This is a genomic window from Leclercia adecarboxylata (assembly GCF_023639785.1).
GTDB lineage: Bacteria > Pseudomonadota > Gammaproteobacteria > Enterobacterales > Enterobacteriaceae > Enterobacter > Enterobacter adecarboxylatus_D.
Map to the genome: position 1 here is coordinate 659,753 of NZ_CP098325.1, position 15,386 is coordinate 675,138.

The window sequence follows — 15,386 nt, forward strand, 5'->3', positions numbered from 1 at the left end:
ATGGTCAAAGTTTATGCCCCGGCTTCCAGCGCCAATATGAGCGTCGGATTTGATGTGCTGGGTGCGGCGGTGACGCCGGTGAATGGCGCATTGCTGGGTGATACAGTTACGGTAGAGGCTGCAGACAGCTTCAGTCTGAACAACGTCGGGCGTTTCGCCAGCAAGCTGCCGACCGACCCGCGCGAGAATATTGTCTATCAGTGCTGGGAGCGTTTTTGTCAGGAGATCGGTAAAAACGTGCCGGTCGCCATGACGCTGGAAAAAAGCATGCCGATTGGCTCGGGGCTGGGGTCGAGCGCCTGTTCGGTAGTGGCCGCGCTGGTGGCGATGAACGAGCACTGCGGCAAGCCGCTGAATAATACCCGCCTGCTGGCCCTGATGGGCGAGCTGGAAGGGCGTATTTCTGGCAGCATCCATTATGATAACGTCGCCCCTTGTTTCCTGGGCGGCATGCAGCTGATGATCGAAGAGAACGGTATCATCAGCCAGCAGGTGCCGGGCTTTGACGAGTGGCTGTGGGTGCTGGCTTATCCGGGTATCAAAGTATCGACCGCGGAAGCGCGCGCGATTCTGCCGGCGCAGTATCGTCGTCAGGACTGCATCGCGCACGGTCGCCATCTGGCAGGCTTTATTCATGCCTGCTATACCCGTCAGCCGCTCCTGGCGGCAAAACTGATGAAAGATGTTATTGCCGAGCCGTACCGCACCAAACTGCTGCCTGGCTTCAACGAAGCCCGTAGCGCCGCGCTGGATATCGGTGCGCTGGCCTGCGGCATTTCTGGTTCCGGGCCGACCCTGTTTGCGCTTTGCGACAAGCCGGATACGGCTGAACGGGTTTCGGCATGGCTGGAAAAAAATTACCTGCAAAATCAGGAAGGCTTTGTTCATATTTGCCGTCTGGATACGGCGGGCGCACGAGTACTGGGATAAACGATGAAACTCTACAATCTTAAAGATCATAACGAGCAGGTAAACTTTGCACAGGCCGTCACGCAGGGGCTGGGCAAAAACCAGGGGCTGTTCTTCCCGCACGATCTGCCGGAATTCGGCCTGACCGAAATCGACGACATGCTGAAGCAGGATTTCGTCACCCGCAGCACTAAAATCCTCTCCGCCTTTATCGGCGACGAGATCCCGCAGGAGCTGCTGGAAGAGCGCGTGCGCGCGGCCTTTGCCTTCCCGGCACCGGTAAGCCAGGTGGAGCCGGACGTCGGCTGCCTTGAGCTGTTCCATGGCCCGACGCTGGCATTTAAAGATTTCGGCGGCCGCTTTATGGCGCAAATGCTGACCCACATCAGCGGCGATAAGCCGGTCACCATCCTGACGGCCACCTCCGGCGATACCGGTGCGGCGGTTGCGCATGCCTTCTACGGCCTGAAAAACGTCCGCGTGGTGATCCTCTACCCGCAGGGGAAAATCAGCCCGCTGCAGGAAAAACTGTTCTGTACTCTCGGCGGCAACATTGAAACCGTCGCCATCGACGGTGATTTCGATGCCTGTCAGGCGCTGGTGAAGCAGGCCTTCGATGATGAAGAGCTGAAGGTGGCGCTGGGTCTGAACTCGGCAAACTCCATCAACATCAGCCGCCTGCTGGCGCAGATCTGCTACTACTTCGAAGCGGTGGCTCAGCTGCCGCAGGAAGCGCGTAATCAGCTGGTGATTTCGGTGCCGAGCGGCAACTTTGGCGACCTGACCGCAGGCCTGCTGGCTAAGTCTCTGGGCCTGCCGGTGAAGCGTTTTATCGCCGCCACCAACGCCAACGACACCGTTCCGCGCTTCCTGAAAGAGGGCAAGTGGACGCCAAACGTCACCCAGGCCACCCTGTCTAACGCGATGGACGTATCACAGCCAAACAACTGGCCGCGTGTGGAGGAGCTGTTCCGCCGTAAAATCTGGCGTCTGAACGAGCTGGGCTACGCTGCGGTGACTGACGAAACCACCAAAGAAACCATGCGTGAGCTGAAGCAGGTGGGCTACACCTCTGAACCGCATGCTGCGGTGGCGTACCGTGCCCTGCGCGATCAGCTGAACCCGGGCGAGTATGGCCTGTTCCTCGGTACGGCGCATCCGGCGAAGTTCAAAGAGAGCGTGGACGCGATTCTGGGTGAATCTCTGCCGCTGCCAAAAGAGCTGGCCGAGCGGGCCGATCTGCCGCTGCTGTCGCACAACCTGCCGGCCGATTTTGCTGCGCTGCGCAAGCTGATGATGACCCGCGGTTAAGCCTGTTTGCCCGGTGGCGCTGCGCTTACCGGGCCTACAAAATTTGCGATCGTCCAGGCCGGGTAAGGCGAAGCCGCCACCCGGCTTTTTTGTGAAGAAATTAAGGAGGAAAATAGCAGGGAAAAAGTAGAAATTCCCAATAAATGCGGTCACTTACAGAATAGGATTGCAGAGAATAACATCCTCCATGCCCCTCACGTAATCTCCTTACATCGGCCCACAGCGGGCAGGATTAATAAGGAGTAACCTATGTCTAAACTGAAACCTGTGCTTATCGCGCTTTCTCTGATGCTGGTGGCTCCGATGGCGGTTCAGGCCTCTGAAATCACCCTGGTACCGGCGGTTAAATTACAGATTGGCGATCGGGATAACAGTGGACACTACTGGGATGGCGGCCGCTGGCGCGACCATGACTGGTGGAAGTCACATTATGAGTGGCGGGACAACCGCTGGCACCCGCATAACGCGCATCATGATAATCGCCATAACGATCGCCATGACGATCATCGTCCGGGACCGGACTGGAAGCACCATTAACAAAACCCCGCCTGTTGGCGGGGTTTGCATTACTGCTCGTGACGCTTAAAGACCAGCTCGCCTTTCCCTGATGCTTCTTCATCAAAGAAATACCCCTCGCTGTTAAAGGCGGTCAGTTGCTCTGGCTTCGTCAGGCGATTTTCGATGATGTAGCGGCTCATCAGCCCACGGGCTTTCTTCGCATAGAAGCTAATGATTTTAAACTTGCCGTTCTTCTCATCGAGGAAGACGGGTTTAATAATCTCCGCATTCAGCTTCTTCGGTTTAACGGCCTTGTAATACTCATCCGACGCCAGATTGATGATGATGTTATCACCCTGGGCTTCCAGCGCATCGTTCAACTTGTGGGTGATAGTTTCACCCCAGAACTGATAGAGATCTTTCCCTTTCGCATTTTCCAGACGGATACCCATCTCCAGACGGTAAGGCTGCATCAGATCCAGCGGGCGCAGCACGCCGTACAGGCCGGAGAGCATACGCAAATGCTGCTGGGCGAAATCAAAATCCGCGTCGCTAAAGGTTTCTGCCTGCAGGCCGGTGTAAACGTCGCCTTTAAAGGCCAGAATCGCCTGACGCGCGTTCGACGGCGTAAAATCCGGCTGCCAGTCGTGAAAACGGGTGGCATTCAGATCCGCCAGCTTGTCGCTGATGCTCATCAAAGACGCAATTTGCGGGGCCGAAAGCTTACGCGCTTCGCGGATCAGCTGCTGCGAGTGATCCAGCAGTTCCGGCTGAGTATAGCGCTCGGTGGCAAGTGGGCTCTGGTAGTCGAGCGTTTTAGCAGGTGAAATCAGAATCAGCATATCCAGTCCTTGCAGGGGAAGTGGTGCGACTTTACCAAAAAAACCGTCTCGAGTGATCGATGGCTGTTATTGACGTGGCAAATCATCCCAGGCCCCCGGGGCAAGTTGCTCTTCAATTTCCGGATAACGGGAAACATCAAAAACCGGCTGAACGCCCAGCCTGCGCTGGCGCAGGTAGTCGCGGGCAATCAGGGTCACCACCGGGGAGAGCAGCAGGATGGCCGTCAGGTTAGTGATCGCCATCAGGGCCATGATGATGTCCGCCAGCTGCCAGACCGTCGGCAGGCTTAGCAGCGAGCCAAGCAGCACCATCACCGCAACGCCGCCCCGCAATAGCCAGCGCGAGCGCCGGGCGTCGGGGTGCAAAAAGAGCAGGTTGTTTTCGGCATAGATGTAATTCACCACGATTGAGCTGAAGGCGAACAGAATGATGATGATGCCCACAAATCCGGCTCCCCAGCCGCCGGTCAGGTTTATCAGCGCCTGCTGTATTAGCTGTATACCTGCGGTCTCTGCCGGGAGGTCCACCGGGCCTGCCAGCAGTACAATCATGGCGCTGGCGGTACAGATGATAATGGTATCGACGAATACGCCGATCATCTGCACGATCCCCTGAGCGGCCGGGTGAGGGGGCCAGGATGCAGCGGCTGCGGCGGCATTAGGGGTTGAGCCCATGCCCGCTTCGTTGGAAAACATGCCGCGCTGAAAACCTGCCGTCAGGGCCTGACTCAGGGTGTAGCCCAGCGCCCCGGCCGCCGCTTCACGCCAGCCAAAGGCGCTCTTAAAGATCAGGTTGAAGACCGCCGGTAACGCGTCGATATGCCAGACGCAGATGAGAAGGCTGGCCATGACCCACAGCAGCGCCATCACCGGCACCATCCACTGCATCAGCCTGGCGACGCCCTTTATGCCAGTAACAATCACCACCATGGACAGCACGGCCAGCGTGCAGCCGGTGAGAACTTCCGGGCAATCGAAGGCAAAGCGCAGCGCGTGGGCGACAGAGTGGGCCTGAACGGTGTTAAAAATTAGACCGTAGGCGACGAGTAAAAAGATCGAAAACAGCACGCCCATCCAGCGCATGCCCAGCCCGCGGGCCATATACCAGGCCGGGCCGCCGCGAAACTGTCCCTCTTTATCCGCTTCTTTATAAAGCTGCGCTAATGAGCACTCCGCGAAGGAGGTCGCCATGCCGATGATGGCGGTCATCCACATCCAGAATATCGCCCCTGGCCCCCCCGCGGAGACGGCCAGCGCGACCCCGGCTAAATTACCGCTGCCGACCCGGGCCGCCAGGCTGGTGCAGAGCGCCTGGAACGAGGTTAAGCCGCCCGGTTGCGGGCTCAGGCTGTTTTTCAGATTCTTTCGCAGTTGGGGAAGAGAGCGAAACTGAATAAAGCCGCTGCGAACGGTGAACCAGATACCTGCCGCAAAAAGCAGGTAAATCATTACCGAACCCCACAGGACTTCATTGATAAACGAAAGATAATCAGGCATTAACGTCCCTCATGTTGATGCCAAAGTGCATAGCTAATCGCTTCGAATGATTGGGCAAACAGTTAATTAGCAGCCAATTAATTTGAGGAGTTTATCACAGTATTCTTCAGCGCATTGTCTGCGGTTGCGCTGACATTCCGTCGTGTTATCATCAGTGCAGACCGGTTACATCCCCCTAACAAGTAAACCTGTCATTTTTCCGTTTCTGGCATTCTGCTGGTAACGCGAATTATCCAGGGCAAGTTAAAGAGAAACACTATCATGACGGATAAATTAACCTCCCTTCGTCAGTTCACGACTGTTGTCGCTGACACCGGAGATATCGCGGCAATGAAGTTGTACCAGCCGCAGGATGCCACAACGAACCCTTCTCTGATCCTTAACGCTGCACAGATCCCTGAATACCGCAAACTGATTGATGAGGCTGTTGCCTGGGCGAAAAGCCAGAGCGATTCCCGCGATCAGCAGGTTGTTGATGCGACCGACAAACTGGCCGTTAACATTGGTCTGGAGATCCTGAAACTGGTTCCGGGCCGTATCTCTACCGAAGTTGATGCGCGTCTGTCTTACGACACCGAAGCCTCTATCGCGAAAGCCAAACGCCTGATCAAGCTGTACAACGATGCTGGCATCAGCAACGACCGTATCCTGATCAAACTGGCTTCCACCTGGCAGGGCATCCGCGCTGCAGAACAGCTGGAAAAAGAAGGCATCAACTGTAACCTGACCCTGCTGTTCTCCTTCGCGCAGGCGCGTGCATGTGCAGAAGCGGGCGTGTTCCTGATCTCTCCATTCGTGGGCCGTATTCTGGACTGGTACAAAGCCAATACCGATAAGAAAGAGTATGCGCCAGCTGAAGATCCGGGCGTGGTTTCCGTGACTGAAATCTACGAATATTACAAGCAGCACGGTTATGAAACCGTGGTGATGGGCGCAAGCTTCCGTAACGTGGGCGAGATCCTGGAGCTGGCTGGCTGTGACCGCCTGACCATCGCACCTGCGCTGCTGAAAGAGCTGGCAGAGAGCGAAGGCGCAATTGAGCGTAAACTGAGCTTCAGCGGCGAAGTGAAAGCCCGTCCAGAGCGCATCACTGAATCCGAGTTCCTGTGGCAGCACAACCAGGATCCAATGGCGGTAGACAAGCTGGCGGACGGTATCCGTAAGTTTGCCATCGACCAGGAAAAACTGGAAAAAATGATCGGCGAACTGCTGTAATCATTCTGGCGTGACCGGGCTCCCGGTCACGCTACCTCTCTCGTCCCCTGTCTGAATCTCCTTCCTGCGTGTATCATTCCTCTCAATCAGTATTGTTTGAATGGAATGGATATGAATACCTTACGCATTGGCTTAGTTTCTGTCTCTGACCGCGCCTCCAGCGGCGTTTATGAAGATAAAGGCATCCCTGCGCTGGAAGCCTGGCTGGCTTCTGCCCTGACGACGCCCTTTGAAGTGCAAACCCGTCTGATCCCGGATGAACAGGCCGTCATCGAGCAAACCCTGTGTGAACTGGTTGATGAAATGAGCTGCCATCTGGTGCTGACCACGGGCGGAACCGGGCCGGCGCGCCGTGACGTGACGCCGGACGCAACCCTTGCCATTGCCGATCGTGAAATGCCGGGCTTTGGCGAACAGATGCGCCAGATCAGTCTACACTTTGTGCCAACCGCAATCCTCTCACGCCAGGTCGGGGTGATCCGCAAGCAGGCGCTGATCCTCAACTTACCGGGCCAGCCGAAGTCGATCAAAGAGACGCTGGAAGGGGTTAAAGAGGCTGACGGCAAAGTGGTGGTGGCGGGGATTTTTGCCAGTGTACCGTATTGTGTACAGCTTCTGGAAGGGCCCTACGTCGAAACCGATCCGCAGGTAGTAGCAGCTTTTCGCCCGAAAAGCGCAAGGCGTGAAACAATCTCCTGAAATTAACGATAATGTGACATAAGCTGTAATGACGGTAGCCTGTTAATTGATTTACGGTATAGTAATTTTTTCTTTACGACAGCTGTAAATATAACTCAACAATCAGCCCATAATGGTTCGCTATGTCACATTACACCCGGCCTCTCAATCGTCAGGATTATAAAACCCTCACGCTTGCCGCTCTCGGCGGCGCGCTGGAGTTTTATGACTTCATCATTTTCGTCTTTTTCGCCGCTGTCGTTGGGGAGTTGTTCTTCCCGGCAGACATTCCCGAATGGCTGCGTCAGGTTCAGACCTTCGGCATTTTCGCCGCCGGTTATCTGGCGCGCCCTCTTGGCGGTATCGTGATGGCCCACTTTGGCGATCTGGTGGGGCGTAAAAAGATGTTCACCCTCAGTATCCTGCTGATGGCGGTGCCGACTCTGGCGATTGGCCTGCTGCCCACCTATGCCTCCATGGGTATTCTCGCGCCGGTCCTGCTGCTGCTGATGCGCATCCTGCAGGGCGCGGCGATTGGCGGTGAAGTGCCGGGCGCGTGGGTGTTTGTGGCGGAACATGTTCCGGCCCGGCGGATCGGCATTGCCTGTGGCACGCTGACCGCCGGCTTGACCGTCGGCATTCTGCTGGGCTCGGTGGTGGCGACACTGGTGAATACCAGCATGACTCAGCAGGCGGTGCACGACTGGGGCTGGCGTATTCCGTTCCTGCTGGGCGGTGCCTTTGGTCTGGTGGCCATGTATCTTCGTCGCTGGCTGCAGGAGACCCCTGTATTTCTTGAGATGCAGCAGCGTAAGGCGCTGGCGCAGGAGCTGCCGGTTAAAGCGGTGGTGGTGCGGCACAGAAAGGCGGTGGTGGTATCGATGCTGCTGACCTGGCTGCTGTCGGCCGGCATCGTGGTGGTGATTCTGATGTCGCCGGTCTGGCTGCAAAAACAGTACGGTTTTGCCCCGGCGGTGACGCTGCAGGCCAACAGTATTGCCACTATTATGCTGTGCTTTGGCTGTCTGATTGCCGGTCTGGCGGTAGATCGTATTGGCTCCAGCCTGACCTTTATCATCGGCAGCCTGTTGCTGGCCGGATCGAGCTGGGCGTTTTACCATCTTGCTGGCAGCCATCCCGAACAGCTGTTCCTGCTCTACGGCACGGTAGGGCTGTGCGTGGGCGTGGTGGGCGCCGTGCCCTACGTTATGGTCCGCGCCTTCCCGGCGGAAGTGCGCTTCACCGGTATTTCGTTCTCGTACAATGTCTCGTACGCCATCTTCGGCGGATTGACGCCGGTTGCCGTGACCCTGTTGATGGGCGTATCGCCAATGGCGCCAGCCTGGTATGTGCTGGCCCTGTCGCTGATGGGGCTGGCGCTGGGGATCTGGCTGCGCCAGAAACCGGTGGAAGTACCGGTTCTTGCGGGATAATAAAAAGGCCGGGCAGTACGCCCGGCCTTTTGTCAGTACAAAGAGGGGATCAGTGTTTTTCACCAATCGGCAGCACGGTGCGACCGAACTGCTCGTTCAGGACTTCACCCATCGCCAGGTAAATGGCGCTGGCGCCGCAGACCAGGCCAATCCAGCCCGCCACGTGGATAATGGCTTCGCCGTTATCCACCAGATGGCCGACGGACAGCAGGGCGAACAGCACGGTCAGGCTCAGGAATACGAACTGCAGCGCGCGGTTACCCACCAGGGTGCCGAAGAACATGAACAGGGTAAAGACGCCCCACAGGCCCAGATAGACGCCCAGGAAGTGGGCGTTAATCCCGTCAGTCAGACCTAATTTCGGCATCAGCAGGATGGCGACCAGGGTCAGCCAGAAAGAGCCGTAAGAGGTGAATGCGGTTAAACCGAAGGTGTTGCCTTTCTTATATTCCAGCAGGCCCGCGAAAATCTGTGCGATACCGCCGTAAAAAATGCCCATCGCCAGGATAACGCCGTCCATCGGGAAGAACCCGATGTTGTGCAGGTTCAGCAGAATGGTGGTCATGCCAAAACCCATCAGGCCCAGCGGAGCCGGATTAGCCAACTTAGTGTTGCCCATAAGTCCTCAAAAAAATCATCATTAAAATGGTGAAATGGTTAATCCCACGCCAATTCTCCCTGGCGGGGCGCGGCATCATAATGGGCGCTATCGATGCCGTCTATGATCTAATCAGGGTGAAATTAAAAATTTTTTTATCCGTCCCCCTTGATGGATGCCGTTGCGACCCCATCTTGTAGTCAACCGCAGTGTGTGGACCTGAAAAAATTCAAATCTGGGCAGTTGAAAAAACACCTTCTGCCCTTATTACAGGTACACAACCACATGTTGACCGAATTTATAGTGGAGACGTTTAGATGGGTAAAATTATTGGTATCGACCTGGGTACTACCAACTCTTGTGTAGCGATTATGGACGGCACTACTGCACGTGTGCTGGAGAATGCCGAGGGCGATCGCACCACGCCTTCTATCATTGCCTATACCCAGGATGGTGAAACTCTGGTTGGTCAGCCGGCTAAACGTCAGGCAGTGACAAACCCGCAAAACACACTGTTTGCGATCAAGCGCCTGATTGGCCGTCGCTTCCAGGACGAAGAAGTACAGCGTGATGAAGCCATCATGCCGTACAAAATCATCGGCGCTGAAAACGGCGACGCCTGGATTGATGTTAAAGGCCAGAAAATGGCACCGCCGCAGATCTCTGCTGAAGTGCTGAAAAAGATGAAGAAAACCGCTGAAGATTACCTGGGTGAGCCGGTAACTGAAGCTGTTATCACCGTACCCGCATACTTCAACGATGCGCAGCGTCAGGCGACCAAAGACGCCGGCCGTATCGCGGGCCTGGAAGTCAAACGTATCATCAACGAACCAACCGCAGCGGCACTGGCCTACGGTCTGGATAAAGAAGTCGGCAACCGCACCATCGCGGTATACGACCTCGGTGGCGGTACCTTCGATATCTCTATTATCGAAATCGACGAAGTTGACGGCGAAAAAACCTTTGAAGTTCTGGCAACCAACGGTGATACCCACCTGGGTGGTGAAGACTTCGACAGCCGCATGATCAACTACCTCGTTGACGAGTTTAAGAAAGACCAGGGCATTGACCTGCGTAACGACCCGCTGGCAATGCAGCGCCTGAAAGAAGCCGCAGAAAAAGCGAAGATTGAGCTCTCTTCTGCGCAGCAGACCGACGTGAACCTGCCGTACATCACTGCAGACGCGACCGGTCCAAAACACATGAACATCAAAGTGACTCGTGCGAAACTGGAAAGCCTGGTCGAAGATCTGGTTAACCGCTCCATCGAGCCGCTGAAAGTTGCTCTGCAGGACGCTGGCCTGTCCGTATCCGAAATCCAGGACGTTATCCTGGTGGGTGGTCAGACGCGTATGCCAATGGTTCAGAAGAAAGTGGCTGAATTCTTTGGTAAAGAGCCGCGTAAAGACGTTAACCCGGACGAAGCCGTGGCTATCGGTGCTGCTGTTCAGGGCGGCGTACTGACCGGTGATGTTAAAGACGTTCTGCTGCTGGACGTTACCCCGCTGTCTCTGGGTATCGAAACCATGGGCGGTGTGATGACGGCGCTGATCGCCAAAAACACCACCATCCCAACCAAGCACAGCCAGGTGTTCTCTACCGCTGAAGACAACCAGTCCGCGGTAACCATCCATGTGCTGCAGGGTGAGCGTAAACGTGCCGCAGATAACAAAGATCTGGGCCAGTTCAACCTCGACGGTATCAGCCCGGCGCCGCGCGGTATGCCACAGATCGAAGTTACCTTTGACATCGATGCTGACGGTATCCTGCACGTTTCCGCGAAGGATAAAAACAGCGGTAAAGAGCAGAAGATCACCATCAAGGCTTCTTCTGGTCTGAACGAAGAAGAGATCCAGAAGATGGTTCGCGAAGCAGAAGCGAACGCCGAGTCTGACCGCAAGTTCGAAGAGCTGGTTCAGACCCGCAACCAGGGTGACCATCTGCTGCACAGCACCCGTAAGCAGGTTGAAGAAGCAGGCGATAAACTGCCAGCTGACGACAAAACGGCTATCGAGTCTGCTCTGAGCGCGCTGGAAGCGTCCCTGAAAGGCGAAGACAAAGCCGACATCGAAGCGAAGATGCAGGAACTGGCGCAGGTTTCCCAGAAGCTGATGGAAATCGCGCAGCAGCAGCACGCACAGCAGCAGGCTGGCGCGGGTGCTGACTCTTCTGCGAACAACGCGAAAGATGACGATGTTGTCGACGCTGAGTTTGAAGAAGTGAAAGACAAAAAATAATCGCCCTTTGAACGGGTAATACACTGGCACGGGCGAAGAGGTTTCCTCTCCGCCCGTGCACGCATGTTAGGGGCAGATAAAACAAGATGGCAAAGCAAGACTATTACGAGATTTTGGGCGTTTCCAAAACAGCGGAAGAGCGTGAAATCAAAAAGGCGTATAAGCGCCTGGCCATGAAATATCACCCGGACCGCAACCAGGGTGACAAAGAGGCCGAAGCCAAGTTTAAAGAGATCAAAGAAGCCTACGAAGTCCTGACCGATGCGCAGAAACGTGCAGCCTACGATCAGTATGGTCATGCCGCGTTTGAACAGGGCGGTATGGGCGGCGGCGGATTCGGCGGCGGCGGCGCAGATTTCAGCGATATCTTTGGTGACGTGTTCGGCGATATCTTCGGTGGCGGCCGTGGTCGTCAGCGTGCAGCCCGTGGCGCAGACCTGCGTTACAACATGGAGCTGACGCTGGAAGAGGCGGTCCGTGGCGTGACGAAAGAGATCCGCATCCCAACGCTGGAAGAGTGCGACGTTTGCCACGGCAGCGGCGCGAAAGTCGGCACCAAGCCGCAAACCTGTCCAACCTGTCATGGCTCTGGCCAGGTGCAGATGCGTCAGGGCTTCTTCGCGGTGCAGCAGAGCTGCCCTCACTGTCAGGGTCGCGGTACGCTGATTAAGGATCCGTGCAACAAATGTCACGGCCATGGTCGCGTCGAGAAGACCAAAACCCTGTCGGTTAAAATCCCGGCGGGCGTGGATACCGGCGATCGTATCCGTCTGTCTGGCGAAGGCGAAGCAGGGGAACACGGCGCACCGGCTGGCGATCTGTACGTTCAGGTTCAGGTTAAGCAGCATGCTATTTTTGAACGTGAAGGCAACAACCTGTACTGCGAAGTGCCGATCAACTTTGCCATGGCGGCGATGGGCGGCGAGATCGAAGTCCCAACCCTGGACGGTCGCGTAAACCTGAAAGTGCCTGGCGAAACCCAGACCGGCAAGCTGTTCCGCATGCGCGGTAAAGGGGTGAAATCGGTGCGTGGCGGTGCTCAGGGCGACCTGCTTTGTCGCGTGGTGGTGGAAACCCCGGTTGGTCTGAACGAGAAGCAGAAGCAACTGCTGAGAGAACTGCAGGAGAGCTTTGGCGGTCCAACGGGTGAGAACAACAGCCCGCGCTCCAAAAGCTTCTTTGATGGCGTGAAAAAATTCTTTGACGATTTGACTCGCTAATCGGTGAGCTGACCTTACTCTCAAAGCCCGGAAGCGATTCCGGGCTTTTTTATTGTCAAAGAATCAGATCGGAATAACCGAGTGTATATTCAATATATACCTGCTTTTACCGATGAATTTCCGCGAGTATGATGGTTTTACCGAGGGATTGCCGTAAAAAGAGAGAGTAATAGTGAAACTTCTACACCGTTTTTTTCAGAATGAGGCCTCTGGCGGCATTATTCTTATCCTGGCCGCAGCCATTGCCATGCTGCTGGCAAACCTGGGTGCGACCCGCGACCTGTACCACGCTTTTCTGGAAACCCCCGTTGAGTTACGGGTCGGTGTGCTGGAAATCAACAAGAACATGCTGCTGTGGATCAACGATGCCCTGATGGCGGTCTTTTTCCTGCTGGTGGGGCTGGAGGTCAAGCGTGAGCTGATTCAGGGCTCTCTGGCAAGCCGTCAGCGGGCAGCGTTCCCGGTGATTGCCGCTATCGGCGGGATGGTCGTCCCGGCGCTTATCTACCTGGCCTTTAACTATCAGGACCCCGTTGCCCGTGACGGCTGGGCGATCCCGGCGGCCACGGATATTGCCTTCGCCTTAGGCGTCCTGGCACTGTTAGGCAACCGCGTGCCAATGGCGTTGAAAATTTTCCTGATGGCGCTGGCAATCATCGATGACCTGGGCGCGATAGTGATTATTGCTCTGTTCTACACCAGCGAGCTGTCGATGTTATCCCTGGGCGTGGCGGCAGCAGCTATCGCGGCTCTGGCGCTGCTGAATATCTTCAACGTACGTCGGATTGGTATCTATGTGCTGGTGGGAATGGTGCTCTGGACAGCCGTGCTGAAATCGGGTGTGCATGCCACTCTGGCCGGGGTGATTATCGGCTTCTTCGTGCCGCTGAAGAAGCAGGACGGTAAATCCCCGGCGAAGCAGCTGGAGCACGTCCTGCATCCATGGGTCGCTTTCATGATCCTGCCGCTCTTCGCCTTTGCTAACGCCGGCGTCTCCCTTAAGGGCGTCACGCTGGATGGAATGATGTCGATGCTGCCGCTGGGGATCGTCGCCGGGCTGTTTATCGGTAAGCCGCTGGGGATAAGCCTCTTCTGCTGGCTGGCGCTGAAGCTGAAGCTGGCCACCTTGCCGCACGGAACCACCTGCCGCCAGATCATGGCCGTTGGCGTCCTTTGCGGGATTGGCTTTACAATGTCGATCTTTATTTCCACGCTGGCGTTTGGCGCGAATGCTCCAGAGCTCATCGACTGGGCTAAGTTGGCTATCTTAACCGGATCGCTGTTGTCGGCATTCATTGGCTATGCCTTACTGAAAACGAAATTGCCGGGGCAGGTCCATCCGGCGTAACGGGATTCCGGGAGGGACAGGCAGCCCTCCCGTTAACACTATCAGGGAGCGAGGGTCATATGTCTCATCTTAACTACAACCATCTTTACTACTTCTGGCATGTCTATAAAGAGGGCTCGGTTGTCGGCGCGGCGGAGGCGCTCTATCTGACGCCACAGACCATTACCGGGCAGATAAAAGCCCTTGAAGAACGCCTGCAGGGGAAGCTGTTCAAGCGTAAGGGCCGCGGTATAGAGCCAAGCGAGCTGGGTGAGCTGGTGTTCCGCTACGCGGATAAAATGTTCACCCTGAGCCAGGAGATGCTTGATATTGTCAACTACCGCAAGGAATCGAACCTGCTCTTCGATGTGGGTGTCGCGGATGCGCTGTCGAAGCGGCTGGTCAGCGGTGTGCTGGATGCGGCAGTTGTGAAGGATGAGCAGATCCACCTGCGCTGTTTTGAATCCACGCACGAGATGCTGCTGGAGCAGCTGAGCCAGCACAAGCTGGACATGATCATCTCCGACTGCCCGATCGATTCCACCCAGCAGGAAGGCCTTTTTTCGGTGAAAATTGGCGAGTGCGGGGTCAGCTTCTGGTGCAGCAATCCGCCGCCAGAAAAGCCGTTCCCCGCCTGTCTGGAAGAGCGCCGCCTGCTGGTGCCAGGACGACGCTCAATGCTGGGACGCAAGCTGCTGAACTGGTTTAATTCGCAGGGGCTGAACGTCGAAATATTGGGTGAGTTTGACGATGCCGCGCTGATGAAAGCCTTCGGTGAAGCGCACAACGCGATTTTTGTCGCGCCAACGCTCTATGCTCAGGATCTGTATGCGGACGAGAAAATTACCGAGATAGGGCGGGTGGATAACGTGATGGAAGAGTATCACGCCATATTTGCCGCAAGGATGATTCAGCATCCGGCGGTGCAGCGTATCTGTAACCAGGATTACAGCGCGCTGTTCACGCCACCGGCACTCTGAAGGCATAAAAAAACCCGCGTTAAGCGGGTTCTTTAAACAAGCAACAACAAGTGGCGATTAAGCCAGTTTGCTGATCTGCGCGGTCAGGTTTGCTTTATGACGCGCTGCTTTGTTTTTGTGGATCAGACCTTTAGCAGCCTGACGATCCACGATTGGTTGCATTTCGTTAAATGCGTTCTGCGCTGCAGCTTTGTCGCCAGCTTCGATTGCTGCGTATACTTTCTTGATGAAAGTACGCATCATAGAGCGACGGCTTGCGTTGTGCTTACGAGCCTTTTCAGACTGAACGGCACGTTTCTTAGCTGATTTGATATTAGCCAAGTCCAACTCCCAAATATGATCTATGTGGACAATTCAAAGGCCGAGGAATATGCCCTCTTTGCCCTCTTTTGTCAATGGATTTGTGCAAATAAGCGCCGTTAATTAGCGACGCTTCGTTACGTAGTGATGGCGCAGGATTCTACCAGCTTGTCTCCTGTGAATACAGCTTTTCGACACAAAAATCGTCATCTGTAGGCAGATTTTTTCGCTGTGAAAGGCAAGCCTGATGAAATCATTACGGCTTTCTGTTTTGCGTGAACAATCGCCGGTTAACCTTAACCGCTGTACAAGGTATACTTTGGCGATTTTCACTGTTTTGA

Annotated in this window: 14 protein-coding genes and 1 pseudogene; 11 read left to right on the plus strand and 4 right to left on the minus strand. The window is 55.6% G+C overall.

Going from position 1 to position 15,386, the window contains the following annotated elements; translation table 11 throughout:
• The 3 genes from thrB to NB069_RS03155 all read left to right on the plus strand — a co-directional run bounded on the left by thrB (position 1) and on the right by NB069_RS03155 (position 2,757).
• Positions 1-930: a homoserine kinase gene (gene thrB, locus NB069_RS03145; protein ID WP_250587698.1), complete on the plus strand. Its 930-nt coding sequence runs from the start codon at positions 1-3 to the stop codon at positions 928-930.
• Between the two features lie 3 nt (positions 931-933).
• Positions 934-2,220, plus strand: a complete 1,287-nt coding sequence (thrC, locus tag NB069_RS03150) for a threonine synthase (RefSeq protein WP_250587700.1) — start codon at positions 934-936, stop codon at positions 2,218-2,220.
• A 249-nt stretch (positions 2,221-2,469) separates the two neighbouring features.
• Positions 2,470-2,757, plus strand: a complete 288-nt coding sequence (locus NB069_RS03155) for a DUF2502 domain-containing protein (protein ID WP_250587702.1) — start codon at positions 2,470-2,472, stop codon at positions 2,755-2,757.
• A 29-nt stretch (positions 2,758-2,786) separates the two neighbouring features.
• Here NB069_RS03155 and yaaA read toward each other — a convergent pair whose 3' ends face one another.
• Complete coding sequence (gene yaaA, locus NB069_RS03160) at positions 2,787-3,560, minus strand: peroxide stress protein YaaA (protein ID WP_250587704.1); 774 nt, start codon at positions 3,558-3,560, stop codon at positions 2,787-2,789.
• Between the two features lie 66 nt (positions 3,561-3,626).
• Positions 3,627-5,057, minus strand: a complete 1,431-nt coding sequence (locus NB069_RS03165; RefSeq protein ID WP_250587706.1) for an alanine/glycine:cation symporter family protein — start codon at positions 5,055-5,057, stop codon at positions 3,627-3,629.
• 261 nt (positions 5,058-5,318) lie between these two features.
• Here NB069_RS03165 and tal point away from each other — a divergent pair, with 261 nt between their 5' ends.
• From tal to NB069_RS03180, 3 genes are all read left to right on the plus strand, one after another.
• Positions 5,319-6,272, plus strand: a complete 954-nt coding sequence (tal, locus tag NB069_RS03170) for a transaldolase (protein WP_250587708.1) — start codon at positions 5,319-5,321, stop codon at positions 6,270-6,272.
• 111 nt (positions 6,273-6,383) lie between these two features.
• On the plus strand, positions 6,384-6,971 hold the full coding sequence (mog, locus tag NB069_RS03175; RefSeq protein WP_114315925.1) for a molybdopterin adenylyltransferase: 588 nt from the start codon (positions 6,384-6,386) through the stop codon (positions 6,969-6,971).
• A gap of 122 nt (positions 6,972-7,093) precedes the next feature.
• Positions 7,094-8,383, plus strand: a complete 1,290-nt coding sequence (locus tag NB069_RS03180) for an MFS transporter (RefSeq protein ID WP_250587715.1) — start codon at positions 7,094-7,096, stop codon at positions 8,381-8,383.
• 49 nt (positions 8,384-8,432) lie between these two features.
• Here the strand turns inward: NB069_RS03180 and satP are convergent, their stop codons facing one another.
• Complete coding sequence (satP, locus tag NB069_RS03185) at positions 8,433-9,002, minus strand: acetate uptake transporter (RefSeq protein ID WP_250587717.1); 570 nt, start codon at positions 9,000-9,002, stop codon at positions 8,433-8,435.
• A 296-nt stretch (positions 9,003-9,298) separates the two neighbouring features.
• Between satP and dnaK the strand changes: the two genes are divergently transcribed.
• The 4 genes from dnaK to nhaR all read left to right on the plus strand — a co-directional run bounded on the left by dnaK (position 9,299) and on the right by nhaR (position 14,745).
• Positions 9,299-11,218, plus strand: coding sequence for a molecular chaperone DnaK (dnaK, locus tag NB069_RS03190; protein WP_250587719.1), 1,920 nt, complete (start codon positions 9,299-9,301; stop codon positions 11,216-11,218).
• An 86-nt stretch (positions 11,219-11,304) separates the two neighbouring features.
• On the plus strand, positions 11,305-12,438 hold the full coding sequence (dnaJ, locus tag NB069_RS03195) for a molecular chaperone DnaJ (RefSeq protein WP_250587726.1): 1,134 nt from the start codon (positions 11,305-11,307) through the stop codon (positions 12,436-12,438).
• A gap of 172 nt (positions 12,439-12,610) precedes the next feature.
• Positions 12,611-13,786: a Na+/H+ antiporter NhaA gene (gene nhaA / locus NB069_RS03200; protein ID WP_250587728.1), complete on the plus strand. Its 1,176-nt coding sequence runs from the start codon at positions 12,611-12,613 to the stop codon at positions 13,784-13,786.
• Between the two features lie 59 nt (positions 13,787-13,845).
• On the plus strand, positions 13,846-14,745 hold the full coding sequence (gene nhaR / locus NB069_RS03205) for a transcriptional activator NhaR (protein ID WP_250587735.1): 900 nt from the start codon (positions 13,846-13,848) through the stop codon (positions 14,743-14,745).
• 57 nt (positions 14,746-14,802) lie between these two features.
• Here nhaR and rpsT read toward each other — a convergent pair whose 3' ends face one another.
• Entirely contained in the window at positions 14,803-15,066 is a 264-nt protein-coding gene (gene rpsT, locus NB069_RS03210) for a 30S ribosomal protein S20 (protein ID WP_012015991.1), read from the minus strand.
• 101 nt (positions 15,067-15,167) lie between these two features.
• Between rpsT and NB069_RS03215 the strand changes: the two are divergent.
• Positions 15,168-15,386 (plus strand): annotated as a pseudogene (locus NB069_RS03215) (DUF2575 domain-containing protein).

Excerpts from the sequence above, each read along its gene's own strand:
- nhaR (WP_250587735.1), top strand. The coding sequence starts at position 13,846 with ATGTCTCATCTTAACTACAACCATCTTTACTACTTCTGGCATGTCTAT.
- satP (WP_250587717.1), bottom strand. The coding sequence starts at position 9,002 with ATGGGCAACACTAAGTTGGCTAATCCGGCTCCGCTGGGCCTGATGGGT.
- tal (WP_250587708.1), top strand. The coding sequence starts at position 5,319 with ATGACGGATAAATTAACCTCCCTTCGTCAGTTCACGACTGTTGTCGCT.
- NB069_RS03155 (WP_250587702.1), top strand. The coding sequence starts at position 2,470 with ATGTCTAAACTGAAACCTGTGCTTATCGCGCTTTCTCTGATGCTGGTG.
- dnaJ (WP_250587726.1), top strand. The coding sequence starts at position 11,305 with ATGGCAAAGCAAGACTATTACGAGATTTTGGGCGTTTCCAAAACAGCG.
- thrC (WP_250587700.1), top strand. The coding sequence starts at position 934 with ATGAAACTCTACAATCTTAAAGATCATAACGAGCAGGTAAACTTTGCA.
- thrB (WP_250587698.1), top strand. The coding sequence starts at position 1 with ATGGTCAAAGTTTATGCCCCGGCTTCCAGCGCCAATATGAGCGTCGGA.
- NB069_RS03180 (WP_250587715.1), top strand. The coding sequence starts at position 7,094 with ATGTCACATTACACCCGGCCTCTCAATCGTCAGGATTATAAAACCCTC.
- NB069_RS03165 (WP_250587706.1), bottom strand. The coding sequence starts at position 5,057 with ATGCCTGATTATCTTTCGTTTATCAATGAAGTCCTGTGGGGTTCGGTA.
- yaaA (WP_250587704.1), bottom strand. The coding sequence starts at position 3,560 with ATGCTGATTCTGATTTCACCTGCTAAAACGCTCGACTACCAGAGCCCA.
- dnaK (WP_250587719.1), top strand. The coding sequence starts at position 9,299 with ATGGGTAAAATTATTGGTATCGACCTGGGTACTACCAACTCTTGTGTA.
- mog (WP_114315925.1), top strand. The coding sequence starts at position 6,384 with ATGAATACCTTACGCATTGGCTTAGTTTCTGTCTCTGACCGCGCCTCC.